The organism is Dehalococcoidales bacterium, from assembly GCA_041656115.1.
Taxonomy (GTDB): domain Bacteria; phylum Chloroflexota; class Dehalococcoidia; order Dehalococcoidales; family UBA5627; genus UBA5627.
Genome location: JBBAED010000007.1, coordinates 34,313 through 52,805 on the forward strand (window position 1 = coordinate 34,313; position 18,493 = coordinate 52,805).

The window sequence follows — 18,493 nt, forward strand, 5'->3', positions numbered from 1 at the left end:
CTCCTTACTGATTTTATTGTTAATTACCGAAAGTAGAGTTCCAATTCGTCTTTGCCTTTTATATCGATTTTTAAATCTTTGAGATTACATAAAACGGAATATATTCGCGGCCCCAATTGGAGGAGCGGCTTACCCCAACCGAAAGGGTAGAGTACAAGCGCAATAATTAGTACAAGCGGCGACAGTATTAACGCTAAGGGGGCAATAATTAACCACACTAAAAAAAGAGGCAGCCAAAGATTGATATTTGTTTTGTTGTTAACCATTTTAATTTTTATAAACAGCGGCGGGATAATCATTTCTTTAACTTCTCAATGGCCTCATCGGCGGTTATTTCCCCGCGCTCAAGCCTCGCCAGTATTTCCTCTTTGGAAGAAACAGGAAGAGTTACCGTAAATTCAAATTGCGCCGCGATTTTGGTTAAGCGATTTTTAACGGTCGGGTAGCTTATTCCAAATGCGGCTTCCATTTCTTTGATGGAGCCGTGGCATCGTACAAAAGCCATTACAAAAACCTGATCCTCGGCGGATAATTTTGCCAGAGGAGGTAATTCAAACTCACCCGTTATTTTGATGTTTTTGTTGGGGAGTTTTACTTGTTCAACCAAGAACAGATTATTGCCGGTTAACTGTGTTAACTCTATCCAATCCTGTGCCATCTCAACCTCCTTTATTTCGGGGTAAAATTAACTTGTTTAATTATATGTTAGCATAAATATTAAAAAAATCAATACATAAATTAAAAATAACAATAATTTGGGGGTATGTTTTGAAATTATTTGTATTTGCCGGGAAATGTACTTATAAATATGTACAAAATATGAATAATATGATATATTTGATAAATCAAATAATAAGAGTTGTCGAGAGGGTTTTGGTATGGAAGATAAAGATATGAAATGTAAGGAGCATAAATTTTACGGCTCTACAACGGTTGGTGAGCGCGGACAAATCGTAATTCCGGCTGAGGCTCGCCGTGATTTGGATATAGCCCCTTCGGCTAAATTACTGGTTTTTGGCGGGCCGGGAGGCGAAACCTTAATGATTGCGCGTGCCGATTCAATGGCAAAGTACATAACGAATGCCAAGGATTTAATGACGCGTATGGAAGAGCTAATCGCCAAAGAAGAGGGAGAATAATAAATAATTTTGCCGTCCCGGAATCGTTTGATAGTTTTTCGCCGATGGCGCTTACAATATGTCTTTAAGGTTGGGAGTTTACACAGTTCGCTTTTACTGTGCGGGGTGTTTAAAGGCCGATACGATAAACAAATTGTTATCGCTGTTGTTCTTGCCCCCGAAAAGGTTTAGACTGTTTTTTATTCTTCCGTTACTCGAACCGTATTCTTTATTTACCGATTGAAATATAATTTTAGATGACTCAAATTATACATGTGAATCTTCCCTGTACAATTTTTATTTAAAAATAGAGGCTATTTGAAATAAATGTTAAAACTGATTAAGCATCTTAAGCCCTTTGGTTGGGTGATACTTACGATATTCGCGCTCTTATTCGGTCAGGCAATGAGCGACCTTTCATTACCGAGCTATATGTCGAAAATAGTTGATGTCGGCATACAGCAGGGCGGTGTCGAAAAGCCGGTTCCGGAAGTTATCAGAGAAGGCGAGTTTAATAAAATAACCCTTTTTATGACCGACGAAGACCAAGAGTTTGTTGGAAACAACTACATTTTACTCGACAAACAATCACTTTCCGCAGATGATTACAACAAATATCTAAAATCTTATCCCGCGCTGGCCTCGAATCCGCTGTATAAACTCAACACAAAAAATAACATTACAATTGATCAGCTGGGCGCTATCTTTGAGCAAGTTATACCGGTGGTGGCGGCTATTGAACAAGGCGGCACGGAAAACTTCCCCGGCGACGTTTGGCAAATACCGGAAGGCACAGACCCGTTTGAGGTAATTGCCGCACTGCCCCCTGCGCAGTGGGAAGTCATGCGCGATACCATTCTTGATAAGGTCAATACGGCACTTGAGAGCGTGCTTAAGCAGTATGCCATCGCCTATATTTCGGCCGAATATAAAACAATCGGCGTGAACGTTAACAGCATGCAGACTGTTTACATGCTCAAAATAGGGGCTTTAATGCTTTTATTAACCCTTGCCAGCGCAGCTGCTTCAATTGCGGTCGGTTTCTTGTCGGCGCGCGTTGCGGCAGGGCTGGGACGCAATTTGCGCAAGCAGTTATTCGAAAGGGTTGAAAGCTTTTCCGGTACCGAATTTGACAGGTTTTCGACAGCTTCCTTAATTACCAGAACAACCAACGACATAACTCAAATCCAGATGCTGATGGTGCTGCTGTTCAGAATTGTCTTTTATGCCCCCTTATTGGGCATCGGCGGCGTAATTAAGGTAATCGGAACGGATAGCTCAATGCTTTGGATTATCGCCGCGGCGGTGGCGGTTTTAATGACGTTAATGGCAATTATTTTTGCGATAGCATTACCGAAATTCCGTATCGTTCAAAAATTGGTGGACAGGCTGAATTTGGTAACACGCGAAATGCTTACCGGCCAGATGGTGATTCGTGCTTTTAATACTCAAGGGTATGAAGAATCCAAATTTGATGTTGCCAATAAAGATATCACCAAGACCAACCTTTTTATTAACCGCATCATGGTCTTTATGATGCCGGCGATGATGTTTTTGATGAATGCCGTGATGATTCTGATTATGTGGGTCGGATCGCACCAGGTTGATATCGGCTCAATGCAGGTCGGCAGTATGATGGCTGTTATGCAATACGGAATGCAGATTATAATGGCGTTCTTGATGATTTCAATAGTATTTGTGATAATGCCGCGTGCCAGCGTTGCCGCAACAAGGGTAACCGAGGTAATTGAAACGCAGCCGACAATCAATGACCCTCAAGAACCGCAAGTATTTGACGAAGATTTTAAGGGTATTATCGAATTTAAAAATGTATCGTTCCGTTATCCGGGCGCCGAAGATGACGTATTAAAAAATATTACATTTACCTCAAAGCCGGGCCAAACGACGGCCATTATCGGAAGTACCGGAAGCGGTAAATCGACCTTAATTAATTTAATCCCCCGTTTTTATGACGTTACCGGAGGCAGTGTTACCATTGACGGAATTGATGTGCGCAGCGTAACACAACACAATTTGCGGGATAAAATCGGCTATGTTCCTCAAAAGGCGACACTCTTTTCGGGCACCATCGGCAGTAATATCCGTTATGCCGATGAAGATGCCACGGATGAAGAAATAACCAAATTCGCTAAAACAGCTCAAGCCCTTGATTTTATTTCCGAAAGCGAAAGCGGTTTTGAGACTGCCGTATCGCAGGGTGGGGCTAATCTCTCGGGCGGGCAGAAACAACGTTTATCAATCGCACGGGCTTTGGCGAAAAAGTCGCAAATATACCTTTTTGACGACAGCTTATCAGCCTTGGATTATAAGACCGATAAAGCCCTTAGAAAAGCAATGAAAAAAGGAATGTCGAATGCCACGGTTCTGATTGTAACCCAAAGGGTCAGCACCGTTATGAACGCAGACCAAATCGTTGTTCTTAATAACGGCGAGGTTAGTTGTATCGGGACACATAAAGAATTAATGGAAAAGTGCAATATCTACCAAGAGATTGCCTCGTCTCAATTGTCGAAGGAGGAACTTCTGTAATGCCTGAACAGAATCGACAAAACGGGACAAACTATAACAATTCCAAGAGAACACCTCCGATGGGCGGCAGGGGTTTTGGCGGAGGGCCCATGCACGGGGCGGGGATGGGGGGTGAAAAGCCGAAGAGTTTTAAGAAAACCATGAGGACTTTCTTAAGATATTTGAAGCCGTACCGCTTTTCACTGATTTTAGTGCTTATTTTTGCGGTTGCCAGCACCGTCTTTACTATAGTGGGGCCCAAACTTTTCGGTAACGCTACCACCAAACTATTTGAAGGGGTGATGGCTAAGGCAGCCAATATTCCCGGGGCGGCAATCGATTTTAACTATATCGGTAACATTGCCCTTTTGCTGCTTGGTATCTACCTTTTAAGTATGGCTCTCAGCTATATTCAAGGCTATATTTTATCGGGTATATCAATGAAGGTGACTTATAACTTCCGTAAAAATATAGCCGAGAAAATTAAACGGGTACCGTTTAAGTATTTCGATAAAAGCAGTCATGGTGACGTTTTAAGCCGTGTTACCAACGATGTGGACACCGTAAGCAATACCTTAACCCAAAACCTTTCTCAGATTGTAACGTCGGTTACAACGATTATCGGTGTTTTGGTGATGATGCTCTCCATTAGCTGGATGATGACATTGGTTGCTTTAATTGTAATCCCTATATCGTTGGGGTTAATTGCCGTGGTTGTCAAAAGATCTCAAAAATACTTCAGGAAACAGCAAACTTATTTGGGACATGTCAACGGCCATGTTGAAGAGATGTATGGCGGCCATATCGTAATGAAATCGTTTAACGGGGAAGAAAAATCAATTCAACAGTTTGATAAGTTAAACGAAGAGCTTTATGATTCCGGCTGGAAATCACAGTTCTTATCGGGGATGATGATGCCGATAATGAATTTTGTCGGTAACTTATCCTATGTAGGGGTGAGTATACTTGGCGGGTATTTGGCTGCGAACGGAACTATTAAAGTCGGTGATATTCTCGCCTTTATCCAGTATGTCAGATCCTTTAACCATCCTATAGGACAGGTAGCAAATATAGCTAATATATTGCAGTCTACGGCTGCGGCGGCAGAACGTGTATTCGAATTTTTGGATGAAGACGAGGATTTGCCGGATCCCGTTGATTTTACAAAATTAGCGCAAGTTAACGGAGACGTTTCCTTTAATGGAGTCCGTTTCGGATATACACCGGATAAAGAAATCATTCATAATTTCTCGGTTGATATCCGCTCCGGGCAAAAGGTTGCCATTGTCGGGCCAACCGGTGCCGGTAAAACGACACTGGTTAAATTGCTTATGCGTTTTTACGATGTTGACGGCGGTTCTATTTCAATTGATGGCATCGATATCAAACAATTTAGCCGCGAATATTTAAGGGACATGTTTGGGATGGTGCTCCAGGATACATGGCTCTTTAACGGTTCTATTCGGGAAAATATAAGTTACAGTAACCTTGTGGCAACCGATGAAGAGATTGTTGCCGCGGCAACTATGGCGAATGCGGATCACTTTATACGCACTTTACCGCATGGTTACGATATGGAATTAAACGAAGAGTCAAGTAATATCTCACAAGGAGAAAAGCAGTTACTGACAATAGCCAGGGCATTCCTTGCCGACCCCAAAATACTGATTTTGGATGAGGCGACCAGTTCGGTAGATACAAGAACGGAAGCTTTAATTCAGAAAGCAATGGAAGATTTGATGAAGGGTCGTACAAGCTTTATTATTGCCCATCGGCTTTCGACTATCCGTAACGCCGATGTAATTTTGGTAATTAGTAACGGAGATATTATAGAGCAGGGGACCCATGCGGACTTAATGGCTGCCAACGGTTTTTATGCCTCCCTTTATAACAGTCAGTTTGAGGGGGCCGAAGTTTAACAAGCAAGCGGTGTGAGGCGGGTTTTGCTACCGCTTCGCACCGCCGGTTGACAATATAGAATAATTATTATTGACAAATAAAGCGGATTATTGTATTCTGATTTCGGTGGTTATAAGTTAGGTCATTATGTACTATATTTCTATTGCAACAGTTTACTCTTCAAATTTCCCCAACGTACGTTCATTGAATTATTTACAAGTAACGGATGACCATGACCCATGCCAACTAATATAAGGAAGGAGGTCATCCATGAGCTTTACTGAGAAATCCATTGTATGCTCTGATTGCGGCGCTACTTTTGTTTTTAGCGTTGAAGAGCAGGAATTCTTTGAGTCAAAAGGCTACACCAATGAACCGAAGCGTTGTCCTACTTGCCGCCAGGCTAGAAAGCAAGAGCGTCTTGGGAATAGTGGTGGGTTCGGTGGCGGAAGACGTCAGATGTTCCCGACTGTTTGTGCAGAATGTGGTAAAGATACGGAAGTTCCGTTTGAACCGCGTGGCGACAAACCGGTCTATTGCAGCGACTGCTATAGAAAGAACAGAGCCTAGTAACTAAGAGTTGGTTTATTATACAGGGGCATACCTATAAAGTATGCCCCTTTTGAATTTATAACGGCGGTTAAAACAACAAGCGGACAAATAGTTTGCATATACGGTTGTGTGTTATACTTGTCTATTAAATTAAATAATGTCGTAATCCTCAGGTGTTCTTTATCCAAGTATTGCTTTCGGAATGCCCTTAACGGGACGGCTTTGTTTAAAAATATTTTAAGGAGCGATTGAATGGCAAATAACGGCAGTGTTGTAAGAGTTCATTATACCGGAAGGCTTGATGACGGGAGTGTTTTTGATTCTTCCCTAAACCGCAGCCCTTTGGAATTTAAACTGGGCAGCGGTCAAGTTATCCCCGGCTTTGATGAAGCTGTACTGAGTATGAGCGTCGGTGAAACGAAAACCGTTACAATCCCGGCCGAACAAGCTTACGGGCCGAGGCATGAGGAATTGATATTGGTGGTAGAGAAAGAAAAACTCCCCGCCGAATTAAACCCGCAAGTTGGCGATAAACTGCAGATGAGGCAACCCGATGGAGCCCCCGTTACGGTTGTTGTTACTGAAATAACCGAAGATGCGGTTACCTTGGATGCCAATCATGATTTGGCAGGAAAAGATTTAACGTTTGAGTTAACTCTTGTAGAAGAAAAATGACTATATCGTAGCTTCTTGTTTATTGCTTAAAGTTGGCACTTTTTCGAATTTTTCAAAAAAGGATGCGATTCGATCAATATACCCCTCAGGGTCAATCCCAAAAGTCTTGGTATGTCCGGCATTCGGGACGTACCAGACTTCATCCAGGGGGTTGTCGGAAAGCTTAAGCAGCCTTTCCGTGGTATCGACTGTTACCCAATCATCTTTATCGCCTTGGATAAAAAGAATCGGACACTTTACACTGGCAACTTTATCCGCCGGATTGGTTCTGCGGAATCCGTACATTATGCGTGCCATTATCCAAACCCCGACTGCCAGTAATATCACAATCGGGCGCGGCAACTTCAACATCGAAGCCCCTTTTTGAGAAAAGACCCTGACAACGCTTGTAAAGCAACTGTCGGCAACAACTGCATCAACTTCCTCCGCGCTACTAAAGGCGACCGTAGCGGCGGCACCTGCAGAAAGACCGATAAGCCCGATTTGTTCATTGGGGCCGTTTCGTTTCTTAATAAAGTCAATTGCACCGCCGATATCTTCTTCAAAATTAGTAAGGACAATCCCTTGCCCTTCCGATTCCCCGCGTCCGCGCTGATCAAAAAAGAGGACATTAAAGCCCCTTTCCACAAAGCCTTTGGCCATATTAAGGCTGTTGATACGATAGTCTACGCGGTTTTGCCGCATTCCTGTAATTAAGACAATCGTAAAAGCCTTTTTGCCGGGCATATACCAACCCTTTAGCGTCAAATTATCTTTGCGGCTGGGAAAAGATACATCTTCGTATTCAAGCCCGATTTTAGAGGGGTTATCCTTGACGGGCAAGCGCGGAATACGTACAAGAACATATGCTGCCAGTGTGGACAGAATAACATATATCAAAACGACAATTCCGATTGTTGACCATACAGAGGTTTGGCCCATAAATCCCCCTCAGCTATACACAGAGTATTATGAACTTATATTTGAATAATCCTATCATTCGGGCGCAAATATTGTCCGGTTAAAAGAGCCTGAATAGCAGAACCATTATACTATTTTTTAGATAGACTTTCATGTTTTTGCGGTTGAAAAATTATCCGGTTAAATCAAAGCCGTTATGTATCTAAAACCTATCTTTTTGTTGCCTTTTTAAAAGAGAGTTTGAGTTTGTAAAATTATCCGTCTATAAGGATGAAGTTAAGAGTTATCGCAGTGCAGAAACAATCAGGATGTTGGTCGCGATGTTTAAGGTGGTCGTAAGGCATAGCGGATATCGGTTCAGCCGTTAAATATTTACTCAGCGTTCTTAAAAATGCAAGGCGAAGTAGGTTAAGGTTTTTGCTCTTGTGCGGTTTGGATTATTACGGAAAATATCAAAATTTGCTAAAAACCTACTTAAATCCAATCGTTTCTTATTTCATTTGCGGCGGGTTTAATTTGGATTGATAACGCCTCATTTTCCAATCGTTAAAGGCCCTTAACCCTTCATCGTCGCTAAGCACGTTCCAGTATTTGTAATAATCCGAAACGTAGAATTTAGGTGTGTAGGCTGTCTCCACCGTTATAACTTTATCCGCAGTTTTCTCAACGTTTAAGACGGCGGCGGCAGGGGCTGCCGGTACGGCGACAATAATCTGCTTGGGGCGGCGGCGTCTGAGCGATTCAACCGCTGCCAGCATGGTATAGCCCGAAGCCAGCCCGTCATCAACTACGATAATTGTTTTATCGGTTACGAGTGCCAGCGGCTTGTTTCCGCGATAGAAAATACTGCGCTGTTTGATATTACTTCTAACCAGATTGACCTGATAATTAATCTGCTGCTCGTTTAAATTGATATGTCTTAAAACGGGCTCGTTGTAAATAGTTGTCCCGTCATCGGCTACGGCGCCGAAACCGCCTTCAGGTCTTAAAGGAATCGGGATTTTACGAGAAATCACTAAGTCCAGCTCGGCATTAAGAGATAAAGCAACTTGGACGCCGACCGGAATACCTCCGTTGGGAATGGCAAAAACAATTGCCGATTGGTCCTTATAAGCTTGTAGTTTTTCTGCCAACTTACTGCCGGCATCGTATCTGTTTTCAAAGAGAGCTTGCCTGGAAATATGCAATTTTTTCTCCTTACGATTGAATCTCGTTAATAAGTTCTTTCCCGTACCGCATAAGTATTTTAGCACGTTCTTCGGTGACATTAGTAGCACCAAGCCATGATTGCAGTGTATCGGCCACAGAAAGCCCTTCTATGGCCTGAGAGACGGCCCTTGTGCGGGGGTTGCGCTTTACTTCTTTGGCGATTGTAAAATAATCAGCTTCTTTAAGGGCTTCTTTTATTGCTCCGTCCAGAATCATTTTTTCCGACTCTTGAGTGAGTTTTATTTGTAATTTTACAATTGCATTGTCAATTCTATGTGCGCTGATTGCATTTAAGACGGTTTGTGTGGGGTTAATATCCCCCGGTTCTATTTCGGCCTTGATAGTTATAAAGCGCCTGCCTTCAAGAATGTAGAATTCGTATGAAACCTTCCTTTTATCGGATTTTGGGTTGTCTTCTATCTCCACCAAATAAAAACCCTTTTCATCATCCTCGTCTCCAAAATCCAATTTATCGAGGCTTCCGGAATAGGTCATCGGCGGGTTTTCGTTCATAACTTGATGGCGGTGGATATGCCCCAGGGCAATATAATCAAACGCCGGGTTGGCAATGGTCCCCGGGGGTAGAGCATGTTCTTGTCCGATGGTCATCGAATCTTCCGAACCGGTTTTAACCCCGGTTATCCAGATGTGTGAGGCAAGGATTGCAGGTAAGTTAGGATCAATTTGTTTGGCTTGCATATTAATAATGTTTGCCAGTTTTTCTTGCATCTCGTCGTTGATTTCACTAAATGTCAGATCTGATGCTTTTCCTTTACTCATTAGGGGGCTGCGCCTCATCCACGGCAGTGCCGCGATTTGGATATCCCCTTTAGCGGTGTTGATTTTAAAGACTTCGGGGCGATTGGCAACGTAGATATTTTTTATGGCAAGCGTATCAAATATTTCGGTAGAGGTTGCTCTTTTGGTATCGTTGGGCATATCGTGATTGCCGGCAAGGAGGAAAACGGGGATTCCGGCTTCGGAAAGCCTGCGGATGCGTTTTGCAAATTCCCTCTGTTGTGTTTGGCTGGGGTTGCGGTTTTTGTAGGTGTCTCCGCAAAAGAGTATCAAATCAACCTTATTATCAACCGCATAGTCAACCAGCTTGTCAAAAGTGGCTAAAAAATCCAGCAGCCGTGACGACATTCCCGTTTCAGGGTCTGTGCGCCCATAACTTTCAACCCCCAAATGGAGATCGGCAAAATGAATTATTTTCAACGGCATTCTCCGGTTTTTTCAATATGCCCGCACCAAATTGGCAGATAGTCTGATTATTTCAAAACTTTATCTTTACAAAGTTTATAAGAGACGTCCGCCGGGTGGTAATACATCAAACGGTTCGCCGGCCATTTTTGCGGAGATAGTCTTAGTTAGTTCGCTTATGGGGATACGAATCTGCATCATGCTGTCCCGTTCACGTACAGTAACTTGTTTATCTTCCAGCGAATCAAAATCAACGGTTACACAATACGGGGTACCGATTTCATCTTGCCTGCGATATCTTCTGCCGATACTTTGCGAATCATCATAACTTGTCATCCATTGTTTTCTGACATCGTTATGAATTTCTTTTGCCAAATTAACCAGGTTTTCTTTACGGCTAAGCGGCAGAATGGCTACTTTAAAGGGTGCCAGGGCAGGGTGCAATTTCAATACGGTGCGGATTTCATCCTTATCGGGTTCTTCACAGTAGGCGTTGCAAAGGAAAGCCAAAACCGAGCGGTCCACACCCGCGGACGGCTCAATAACGTAAGGAACGATATGTTCACCCGTTTCATTGTTGACATATTCCAATTTTTTGCCGCTGAATTTGGCATGTTGGGTTAGATCAAAATCACAACGATTGGCGATGCCTTCTAATTCTGACCATCCCATTGGGAACAGAAATTCAATGTCGTAACAACCCTTGGCATAGTGCGCCAACTCATCTTTACTGTGTTCGCGGAAATGCAGTTTTTCAGGATCAATTCCGAGGCCGATGTACCAATTCATGCGTTCGTTCCGCCAATATTCCAACCATTCATCGTCTGTTCCCGGCACGCAAAAGAATTCCATTTCCATTTGTTCAAACTCTCGGCTGCGGAATATAAAATTCCCGGTGGTAATTTCATTGCGGAAGGATTTACCGGCCTGTGCGATGCCAAAAGGCAGTTTTTTGCGTGTGGTGTTAACCACATTTTCAAAATTAACAAAGATTCCTTGTGCGGTTTCGGGGCGCAGGTAAACAATGCTGGCTGCATCTTCAATCGGTCCCATAAAGGTTTTAAACATCAAGTTGAACTGGCGTGGCTCGGTCAGTTCTCCGCCGCATGACGGACAAACTGTGGTTTCCAACGTATCCGAGCGCCAGCGCATCTTACAGCCTTTGCAATCGACCATGGGATCGGAGAAGCCGTCAACATGTCCGCTGGCTTTCCAAACATCCGGATGCATCAGGATACTGCAATCCAAACCGACAATGTCATCGCGATTGTGGACCATTGCTCTCCACCAGGCGTCCTTGATATTACGTTTTAATTCTACACCGAGAGGACCGTAGTCCCAACAACTCGAAAGCCCGCCATAGATTTCACTTGACGGAAAAATGAAGCCGCGTCGGCGGCACAATGAAACTATTTTTTCCATGCTAACCTGATTATTTTCAGACAAACCGATACTCCTTGCTTATTGTATAAAGGGATTTATTTATTTTTTATGGTTGTATGCATAAAAGCTTTAATAAAAAAGACAGCTAAAATAACAACCCCGACTATTGCCATTGTAAGAATTATAAACCAAATGGACAAAACATGTTCGCCCACTAAGTTGAAGCTAAAGATATCAAACATCACAACCGCCAGCACGAGTTGCGGCAGGGCGGCAATATTGCCGATAAGGAGCATAAAACGGTCGAGATTTAAGCCGGTATCGGCTTTTGTAATAGTTTTACCAAAGTTTACCACCGACCTGACAACCAAAATTATCGCGACGGCAATTAATGCTTGTACCCCCAGCATAACAGCAGAAATATTTAAACGCCCAATCCAGTTTTCGGGGCTTCCATCCGAATTAAATCGATATGCGACTTGATCCGGGAGTTGGAAGAAAAAGATAGCGATTACCACAAATGACATAAAAAGGATTGTTAACGGTAGGGAAACATACTTCCATTCAAACGTCAGCCCCGCGGTGTCTGCTTGGCAAGTGCTAGCTTTGTTATTCCTTTGTTTAGAGTAGCCAAGATATAAAAAAATAACAATACCGATGCAGAGCCCAGTAATAAAAATAACCCCGGCAATAATTGTTGTTGTCATAGATATAAAAGTTATCAGCTTTAAGAGAATATGTCAAAAAATAACAAGGTCGGTGTTAAAAATCAGATTTCATAGTCTCTACGGCAGCGTTAAAAAAGGAGCCGGTCTTATCGATAAGACCGGCTCCAGCTATTTACTTTATAAACAAATTAATTATTTGGTAAGTACAATATCAGATAATGTATCTAAATCAAAGATGGTATCGGCGGAAACCCAACCGTATTCCACTAAGAAAAAGCTTAAAACATCGTCGTTACCGCCGGGCATGGTGTAAATCTTATCAAGTAAATTTTGCGCATTCCCATACCAAGCTAATGTGTTTTTCTCAAGTAAGTGACATCGTGCACAATCCGAAACAAAAATGATATAACCCGTCATTTCTTTATCCCCGTACGTCTTAACCACTGTCGGCGGCGGGGTTTTAGGTTCATCGTTTATAATTATGGAACTACTGCCGGTTAGGTAGGCGGCATGGAATTCTTCTTCAAGTTTTAAAAAGTCCGCTATTGATGACGGAACGAGGCTGAAATAAATCTTAAAATCAATTGTTATTGGACCGTCGGCAATATCTGCGGGCAGCTTCCAAGTATAAGTTTCGGTTTTTGTTTCACGCGGGCCGAAACGATAATCAACAAGGGTGTTTTCTGCGGTATACCACTGCATTATAGTCATCTCACCCTCAGGGTTAAAGAATGGGCGGCGGAATATTCGAGCCCCGTCAGGAACGTCTCCATCGCGAGAAATTCCCTCGAAGTTAGCAATTTCCATAACAGTCGCCATATCGCTGTAAGCGGTGGCTGTCGAGTCAGCTATCGTAAATTCTTCCCCTTGGAAACCTTTAGGATCAACCGGGATATGATAACGTTTTCCCGCGCTATCGGTTGCCCATACTTCCATCCATAACATTCTTTCTTCGGTTGAACCGCTGGGGAAAGAATGCCCCATCATCAAACAGCGTAAGTCAGTGGTGATTTTTAACGTACCACCGGCTGCAACTTGTTCCGAGTCCACTTTAGGGATTATCTCAATGTTATCTAACATTCTCTCGGGTGAGTGTACAGCAGCAAAGGTATGTACCGCCAAATCATCTCTTTCTTTTCCGTCCAGAGCTGCTTTACCTTTAGTGGTATCCATATGACATGTAATACAAGTTATGTCCATAGCGGGGAACGGTCCTGCAGCCCATTCGCGATAGGTTTCTTTAACCCACGCACCGTAAGGGCTTTGTTCATCATGGCAGAGCCCGCAGTGTTGCGGTGAACCGACAAATGCACTGAATTCACTGTCATGGTAGGTTGTTTCCGAATCGTTTCTTGGACCGTACTTAGTATTACCAAGGTGCATAATTCCCGAAAAGTTAAATGGGGCTGATTCGGTTGAACCGGTTAGTGAGTGGCAGATTTCACAGCTGATACCCTCGTTGGCTCTCGGGTTTTCGGATGAAGGAGCCGGAGGAATATCACCGGCAAGAAATGCCAGCGGTGCATGACACATTATACATCCGGATGCTACTCCTGCAACCTCTTCAACTTGTTGAGATTGCGCATACGCCAATTGGAAGTACTCAACTTGTTTCCACGAGTTCGTATAACCCTTTGCCATCTGGTTTTTAGACCAAGCTGAGTAGATATCGAAATGGCAGTTGCCGCAGGAAGTCGGGGTTTCAAATTCATCATAGGAATACATACCTTCAAACACCGGTTGGTTTATCGATTGTTGTGTGGTAGTTGTAGAGGTTGATGTTGTAGATTCAGTAGTTTTTGTAGTACCGTTGCCGTCTCCGCACCCCAAAAGAGACGAAGCAAACAATGTAAAAACAAGAATCAATGATAACGCAATCGAGCTGGTTTTGTTTTTTAGCATAGTAACTCCTTTCCTAATTGCTCCTCTTGTCACCATATCATTCAAAAATCGAAAAGTCAATAGCTTTAATCGTAATTTTTAATGCCTAAAACAGATGTTAGTAACTGTGCAGTCCGCTAAATGAATAGATGCGGATTTTACTAAATCATCACTTTGATTGGTATCTGATTACTATTGGCAAAAGTTATCCATATTTACCGATATGATATCGTTAATAAGAGTTTATGGATATTGCTAATTAAATATTATAATCTAAATAAGGCCACAATAATCCCACCTGGGAAAGCAATTAAAAACTGCCAAACACGGGAACGATTTAACGATTTTCTGCATCTATATTATCAGCAGGAGATTAATAAAATGGGCGAACAGGAATATTCCGAAGAGAAACTGGTAAAGCGCTGTCAAAAGGGTGACGAAGTCGCTTTCCGTATTCTTGTAGAGAAGTATAAGAACTTGCTGCTCGGTACTGCCTATCTGATACTTAAAAACAGGCAATCTGCCGAGGAAGTCGTACAGGAAACCGTTCTCAAAATGTGGAAAAAGCTGCCATCTTTGCGTGACCGTGGCAGTCTGAAACCCTGGCTGATGCGAATCTTGGTAAATGAAGCAAACCGGCAGTTCAGAAAGAAAAGTATCCCACTGAACGCAGTGAAGGATCTAAGAGGACGGGAAACGAAGGTTATTAGGCATCTTCAGAAACAAAAAAGAGGCATCGCTCTACCGTATAAAGGGTAACTGAACACTACACTATCCGCCAACTCCTAGATTCTTCGGCAAGCTCAGAATGACAATAGTAGTAGCGTCTTTGCGAGGAGCGAGCCGTCAGGCGAATGACGTGGCAATCTCCAAGGAATTTAATCTATATGAGATTGCTTCGCTGCGCTCGCAAAGACAAGGGAGAATTGCTCCGCCTTCCCTACGGGAATGGTCTCGCAAAGACAAGAGGGAATTGCTTCGCTTAGCCAAAACAAATATTAATAGCTGTGCAATCCGCTAAAAATGTAATTACCGAAGAAGGTAAACACGATTGCCACAAATCCGATTATAAGAAGCACACTGGCACGGACGCCCTTCCAGCCTTTTAATAATCTTGTATGTATGTAAGCCGCATAAATGAGCCAAGTAACCAAACTGGCGGTTTCTTTAGGATCCCATCCCCAATATCTCCCCCAAGCGATATCAGCCCATAACGCTCCCAGTACAATTACCAACGTTAAAAAGGGGAAGCCGATAATTACGGATTTATAAGTAATGTTATCCAACACTTCCAAGTCGGGGAGCCACGATACATTGCGTTTATGTTGGATTAGGTGTAATACAGCCGTAACGAATCCGATTGTAAGGGTTCCGTAAGCAACTACCGCCGATGCAACGTGAATCGATAGTAAAGTACTCTGCTGAAGGGCGGGCATAAGGTTATTGGGCGGAATGTATTGTACTCTGGCAAAAATAAGTAACAGCAGCGCAATTATTAAACTGATATTTAGAATTGAGCCGGTCTTATATTTTAAATGAAAAATGAATCCGGCGAGGATTATGCCCCAGGAAAAGGCCAATGCAAATTCGTACATATTGGAGAACGGGCCGTGTCCGGTTTCGATAGCCCTGCCAACAATAGCGACTGTAATTAATAAAATTGTTGTAATTACAGTTATGTTTCCCGCCAAATCGAACGGGGAGCGGGTAAAAAAGGAGCTCTTATATTCCGCGCCTTTACGTCCTTTGGTAAAAGCAATAATGTAAAAAACAATCGACAACAGTACGCCTGCTATAGCTAATGCCAATGCAATCGTTTCAATACTATCCATAATTCACCTCTTCCTGTTTGGATTGTCTAGTTTAACTTATTTTTAATTCCGGTAACATATTCATTTAATGCCGAAGTGCTGTCAAAGGCTCTTGAAGCCATAATTTTAACAAATAACTTACAATGCCCGTTCGGTAACTCTTTAATTAAAATCCATGCTTGGCTATGAGGGAAGTAAAATACCATTGCTAAGCCGATAATAAAAAGCGAGAATGCTATCCATACCAGAATATTTCCCGGGTCACTTTTAACTTGAAACCCCGAGTATTTGGAATCGGCAATAAAAGTAAGCGAAACCTTGTCAACTTCCACGGGGGTGTCCTTTTCAAGCAAATGGACTCCCAATTCTTGGCCGTCTTTGTATGCTAAAACCCCTAAGTGTCCTTGGGGTATCATTGGATCCGGTGCATTATATGAAGGGGTAAAAATCGCCAAAGACAACTTAAACTCATCTATATCAATAAATCCGATGTTTCGATAATAACCGTAACTTTCAAAACTGCTGTATAATGCGATATTGCCGGAATAGATTGTCTGCTCGTTTGCTTTAATTTCTACTGTTACCGCCGGTCCGAAAAAAGATTGAAAGAAACGTACTCCTTCATAACTTAAAGGATAGTTAACCCGTACCGAGGTTCGGGTTACTTCAACGCCGTCCTTGTACAAAATCACTTCACTTTTGTAATCCGAAGGCATTCCGTCATCGTAATACGAGTCGGTAAAGGATATTAACCCCAGCGATAATCCGGTGTCATGACCGACTTCCTGAGTATTCCCTTCGGCAACTATAAAGGCCGGTTCGTGGAAACCGAAAGCCCCGCCGATTATGGCCGCCAGTACCAAAAGAATAATACTTAAATGGCTCAGGTAAGTTCCAAGCAGAAAGAACCTGTTTTTATCCGCTGCAATATGAATTTCATTCTCGTTTTTTTCAATGCGCAATCGATAGCGCTTTTTTTGAAACACAGACGTCACCGCTTTGTATACGGATTCGGAATCGTACGAAAGATTTGCGATAGCTGTCGCTTTTCCGTCTTCGTTAAAAAAGTTCTCCGATTGTTTTATGCATCCGCCGCTTAAATTCTTTTTAATGCTTTTCCAGCGATTGATATTACAGCATAGGATATTTAGCATTAACAGGGCGGCGATAGCGATAAAATACCATGAAGAGAAAATTTTGACGGACGAAAAGATGCCGACCAGGCTTAATGCGGCGATTATCAGGATAAGGGCAAACGCCAGCTTTGCCGAGCTCAAAGCCTTCCAAATTCGTTTTAATCTTGCATCGAATGAACTTGAAGTTTGAGTTACTTCTTGTTGCTTGTCGTTTTTAGTCATTTTCTACTTATACCATTAAAATATTCTAATTGCAAGGCGATATTGCACTAATTTAACATTTACATAACCCGATGCTAAAATGGAGCAATAACGCTTGATAATCAGGAGAAATTGACGTGATTATAAAACATTTGGAAGTGGGTTTACTTGAAGCTAACTGTTTCATTGTCGGTTGTGAAAAAGAAAAAAAGGCGATGGTGGTTGATCCGGGCGGAGATGCCGAGATAATCCTCCGTGAGATTCAAAACCTGGGTTTGGAAGTCAAAACCATTGTACTTACGCATGGGCACGGCGATCATGTTTCAGCGGCAAATGAAGTAAAATCGGCAACGGGCGCCAAAATTGCCATCCATTCGGATGATATCCCCTTAATGCAAGACAGCGCGCTATGCAGTATGTTTGGCCTCGATTATAATCCGGTTAATACCCCTGATATTTTGCTTAGCGAAGGCGATATATTAAAAATCGGAGAGCTGGAGTTTACAGTAATTCACACGCCCGGTCACTCAAGGGGAAGTGTATGCCTTTTAGGGGAGGGGGTCCTTTTTAGCGGCGATACACTCTTTAATGGCAGTATCGGAAGAACTGATTTACCTCGTACGGGCGGAGATTATAACACCATTATAAAAAGTATCCAAACGAAGCTTTTGACGCTTGATGATGAGACAATAGTTTACCCCGGGCACGGTCCCCAAACTACTATCGGAGCCGAGCGCCGGGGTAATCCATTTTTAATTTAACTTCTTATAAAAGCCCGCTAAAGCCAACAAATATCGGTGCGATAACGAGTGCAATTATTGAGGTCAGTTTAATCATGATGTTTAGCGAAGGCCCGGAGGTATCTTTCATCGGGTCACCAACGGTATCGCCGACAACAGCCGCCTTGTGAGCTTCCGAACCCTTGCCGCCGTGAGCCCCGGTTTCCACCCATTTCTTGGCGTTATCCCAGGAACCGCCGGCATTGGCAAAACTGATAGCCAGTACAAGGCCGGTTATGATAGCACCGATTAGGAATGCGCCAAGGGCTATCGGTCCAAGTAATACTCCAATAGCAACAGGTGAAAGAATAGTGATGACGCCCGGCAAAATCATTTCCTTGAGAGAATCTTTGGTACAGATATCAACACATTTGGCGTAGTCCGGCTTTTCGGTATTATCCATAATACCCGGCATTTCTTTAAATTGACGTCGAACTTCGTTAACAATGGAGAAGCTCGACTTTCCAACCGCTTTAAGCGTCATTGCACAGAAAACTGCCGGCAATAAACCGCCGAGGAATAAACCGGCAACAACATGCGGGTCAAGTA

Annotated in this window: 18 protein-coding genes; 7 read left to right on the forward strand and 11 right to left on the reverse strand. The window is 43.0% G+C overall.

Going from position 1 to position 18,493, the window contains the following annotated elements:
- Positions 1-23: 23 nt before the first annotated feature.
- Positions 24-299 carry a hypothetical protein gene (locus WC958_05110; GenBank protein ID MFA5629609.1) on the reverse strand — a complete coding sequence of 92 codons (276 nt, stop codon included), beginning with the start codon at positions 297-299 and terminating at the stop codon, positions 24-26.
- Positions 296-658 (reverse strand): DUF2089 domain-containing protein, encoded by a 363-nt coding sequence (locus WC958_05115; protein ID MFA5629610.1) that lies wholly within the window; start codon positions 656-658, stop codon positions 296-298. The genes WC958_05110 and WC958_05115 overlap by 4 nt, the downstream gene beginning before the upstream one ends.
- Positions 659-878: 220 nt before the next feature.
- On the opposite strand from WC958_05115, the gene WC958_05120 reads away from it, so the two are divergent.
- The 5 genes from WC958_05120 to WC958_05140 all read left to right on the forward strand — a co-directional run bounded on the left by WC958_05120 (position 879) and on the right by WC958_05140 (position 6,773).
- On the forward strand, positions 879-1,139 hold the full coding sequence (locus tag WC958_05120; GenBank protein ID MFA5629611.1) for an AbrB/MazE/SpoVT family DNA-binding domain-containing protein: 261 nt from the start codon (positions 879-881) through the stop codon (positions 1,137-1,139).
- A gap of 306 nt (positions 1,140-1,445) precedes the next feature.
- A complete protein-coding gene (locus WC958_05125; protein ID MFA5629612.1) occupies positions 1,446-3,668 on the forward strand; it encodes an ABC transporter ATP-binding protein in 2,223 nt (740 codons plus the stop codon).
- Positions 3,668-5,566, forward strand: coding sequence for an ABC transporter ATP-binding protein (locus WC958_05130; protein ID MFA5629613.1), 1,899 nt, complete (start codon positions 3,668-3,670; stop codon positions 5,564-5,566). The genes WC958_05125 and WC958_05130 overlap by 1 nt, the downstream gene beginning before the upstream one ends.
- A 250-nt stretch (positions 5,567-5,816) precedes the next feature.
- A complete protein-coding gene (locus WC958_05135) occupies positions 5,817-6,116 on the forward strand; it encodes a zinc-ribbon domain containing protein (GenBank protein ID MFA5629614.1) in 300 nt (99 codons plus the stop codon).
- Between the two features lie 234 nt (positions 6,117-6,350).
- A complete protein-coding gene (locus WC958_05140; GenBank protein ID MFA5629615.1) occupies positions 6,351-6,773 on the forward strand; it encodes a peptidylprolyl isomerase in 423 nt (140 codons plus the stop codon).
- On the opposite strand, the gene WC958_05145 is transcribed toward WC958_05140, so the two are convergent.
- From WC958_05145 to WC958_05170, 6 genes are all read right to left on the reverse strand, one after another.
- Positions 6,774-7,694, reverse strand: coding sequence for an alpha/beta hydrolase (locus tag WC958_05145; GenBank protein MFA5629616.1), 921 nt, complete (start codon positions 7,692-7,694; stop codon positions 6,774-6,776).
- A gap of 470 nt (positions 7,695-8,164) precedes the next feature.
- Positions 8,165-8,860, reverse strand: a complete 696-nt coding sequence (locus WC958_05150) for a phosphoribosyltransferase family protein (protein MFA5629617.1) — start codon at positions 8,858-8,860, stop codon at positions 8,165-8,167.
- A gap of 10 nt (positions 8,861-8,870) precedes the next feature.
- Positions 8,871-10,106 (reverse strand): exonuclease SbcCD subunit D, encoded by a 1,236-nt coding sequence (locus WC958_05155; protein MFA5629618.1) that lies wholly within the window; start codon positions 10,104-10,106, stop codon positions 8,871-8,873.
- A 75-nt stretch (positions 10,107-10,181) separates the two neighbouring features.
- The gene (locus WC958_05160; GenBank protein ID MFA5629619.1) at positions 10,182-11,531 is read right to left on the reverse strand and encodes a glycine--tRNA ligase; all 1,350 of its coding nucleotides are present in this window, start codon (positions 11,529-11,531) and stop codon (positions 10,182-10,184) included.
- A 32-nt stretch (positions 11,532-11,563) separates the two neighbouring features.
- Positions 11,564-12,175, reverse strand: a complete 612-nt coding sequence (locus WC958_05165) for a hypothetical protein (GenBank protein MFA5629620.1) — start codon at positions 12,173-12,175, stop codon at positions 11,564-11,566.
- A gap of 153 nt (positions 12,176-12,328) precedes the next feature.
- Complete coding sequence (locus WC958_05170; protein MFA5629621.1) at positions 12,329-14,038, reverse strand: multiheme c-type cytochrome; 1,710 nt, start codon at positions 14,036-14,038, stop codon at positions 12,329-12,331.
- Positions 14,039-14,398: 360 nt separating this feature from the next.
- On the opposite strand from WC958_05170, the gene WC958_05175 reads away from it, so the two are divergent.
- Positions 14,399-14,776 (forward strand): sigma factor, encoded by a 378-nt coding sequence (locus WC958_05175; protein MFA5629622.1) that lies wholly within the window; start codon positions 14,399-14,401, stop codon positions 14,774-14,776.
- A 239-nt stretch (positions 14,777-15,015) separates the two neighbouring features.
- Here WC958_05175 and ccsB read toward each other — a convergent pair whose 3' ends face one another.
- Together ccsB and WC958_05185 are read right to left on the reverse strand one after the other, a co-directional pair.
- Entirely contained in the window at positions 15,016-15,849 is an 834-nt protein-coding gene (ccsB, locus tag WC958_05180) for a c-type cytochrome biogenesis protein CcsB (protein ID MFA5629623.1), read from the reverse strand.
- A 26-nt stretch (positions 15,850-15,875) separates the two neighbouring features.
- On the reverse strand, positions 15,876-17,186 hold the full coding sequence (locus WC958_05185) for a cytochrome c biogenesis protein ResB (protein ID MFA5629624.1): 1,311 nt from the start codon (positions 17,184-17,186) through the stop codon (positions 15,876-15,878).
- Positions 17,187-17,302: 116 nt separating this feature from the next.
- Between WC958_05185 and WC958_05190 the strand changes: the two genes are divergently transcribed.
- Complete coding sequence (locus tag WC958_05190; GenBank protein MFA5629625.1) at positions 17,303-17,926, forward strand: MBL fold metallo-hydrolase; 624 nt, start codon at positions 17,303-17,305, stop codon at positions 17,924-17,926.
- A gap of 4 nt (positions 17,927-17,930) precedes the next feature.
- Here the strand turns inward: WC958_05190 and WC958_05195 are convergent.
- A partial coding sequence (locus tag WC958_05195; GenBank protein MFA5629626.1) for a sodium/proton-translocating pyrophosphatase occupies positions 17,931-18,493 on the reverse strand: 563 nt, incomplete at its 5' end.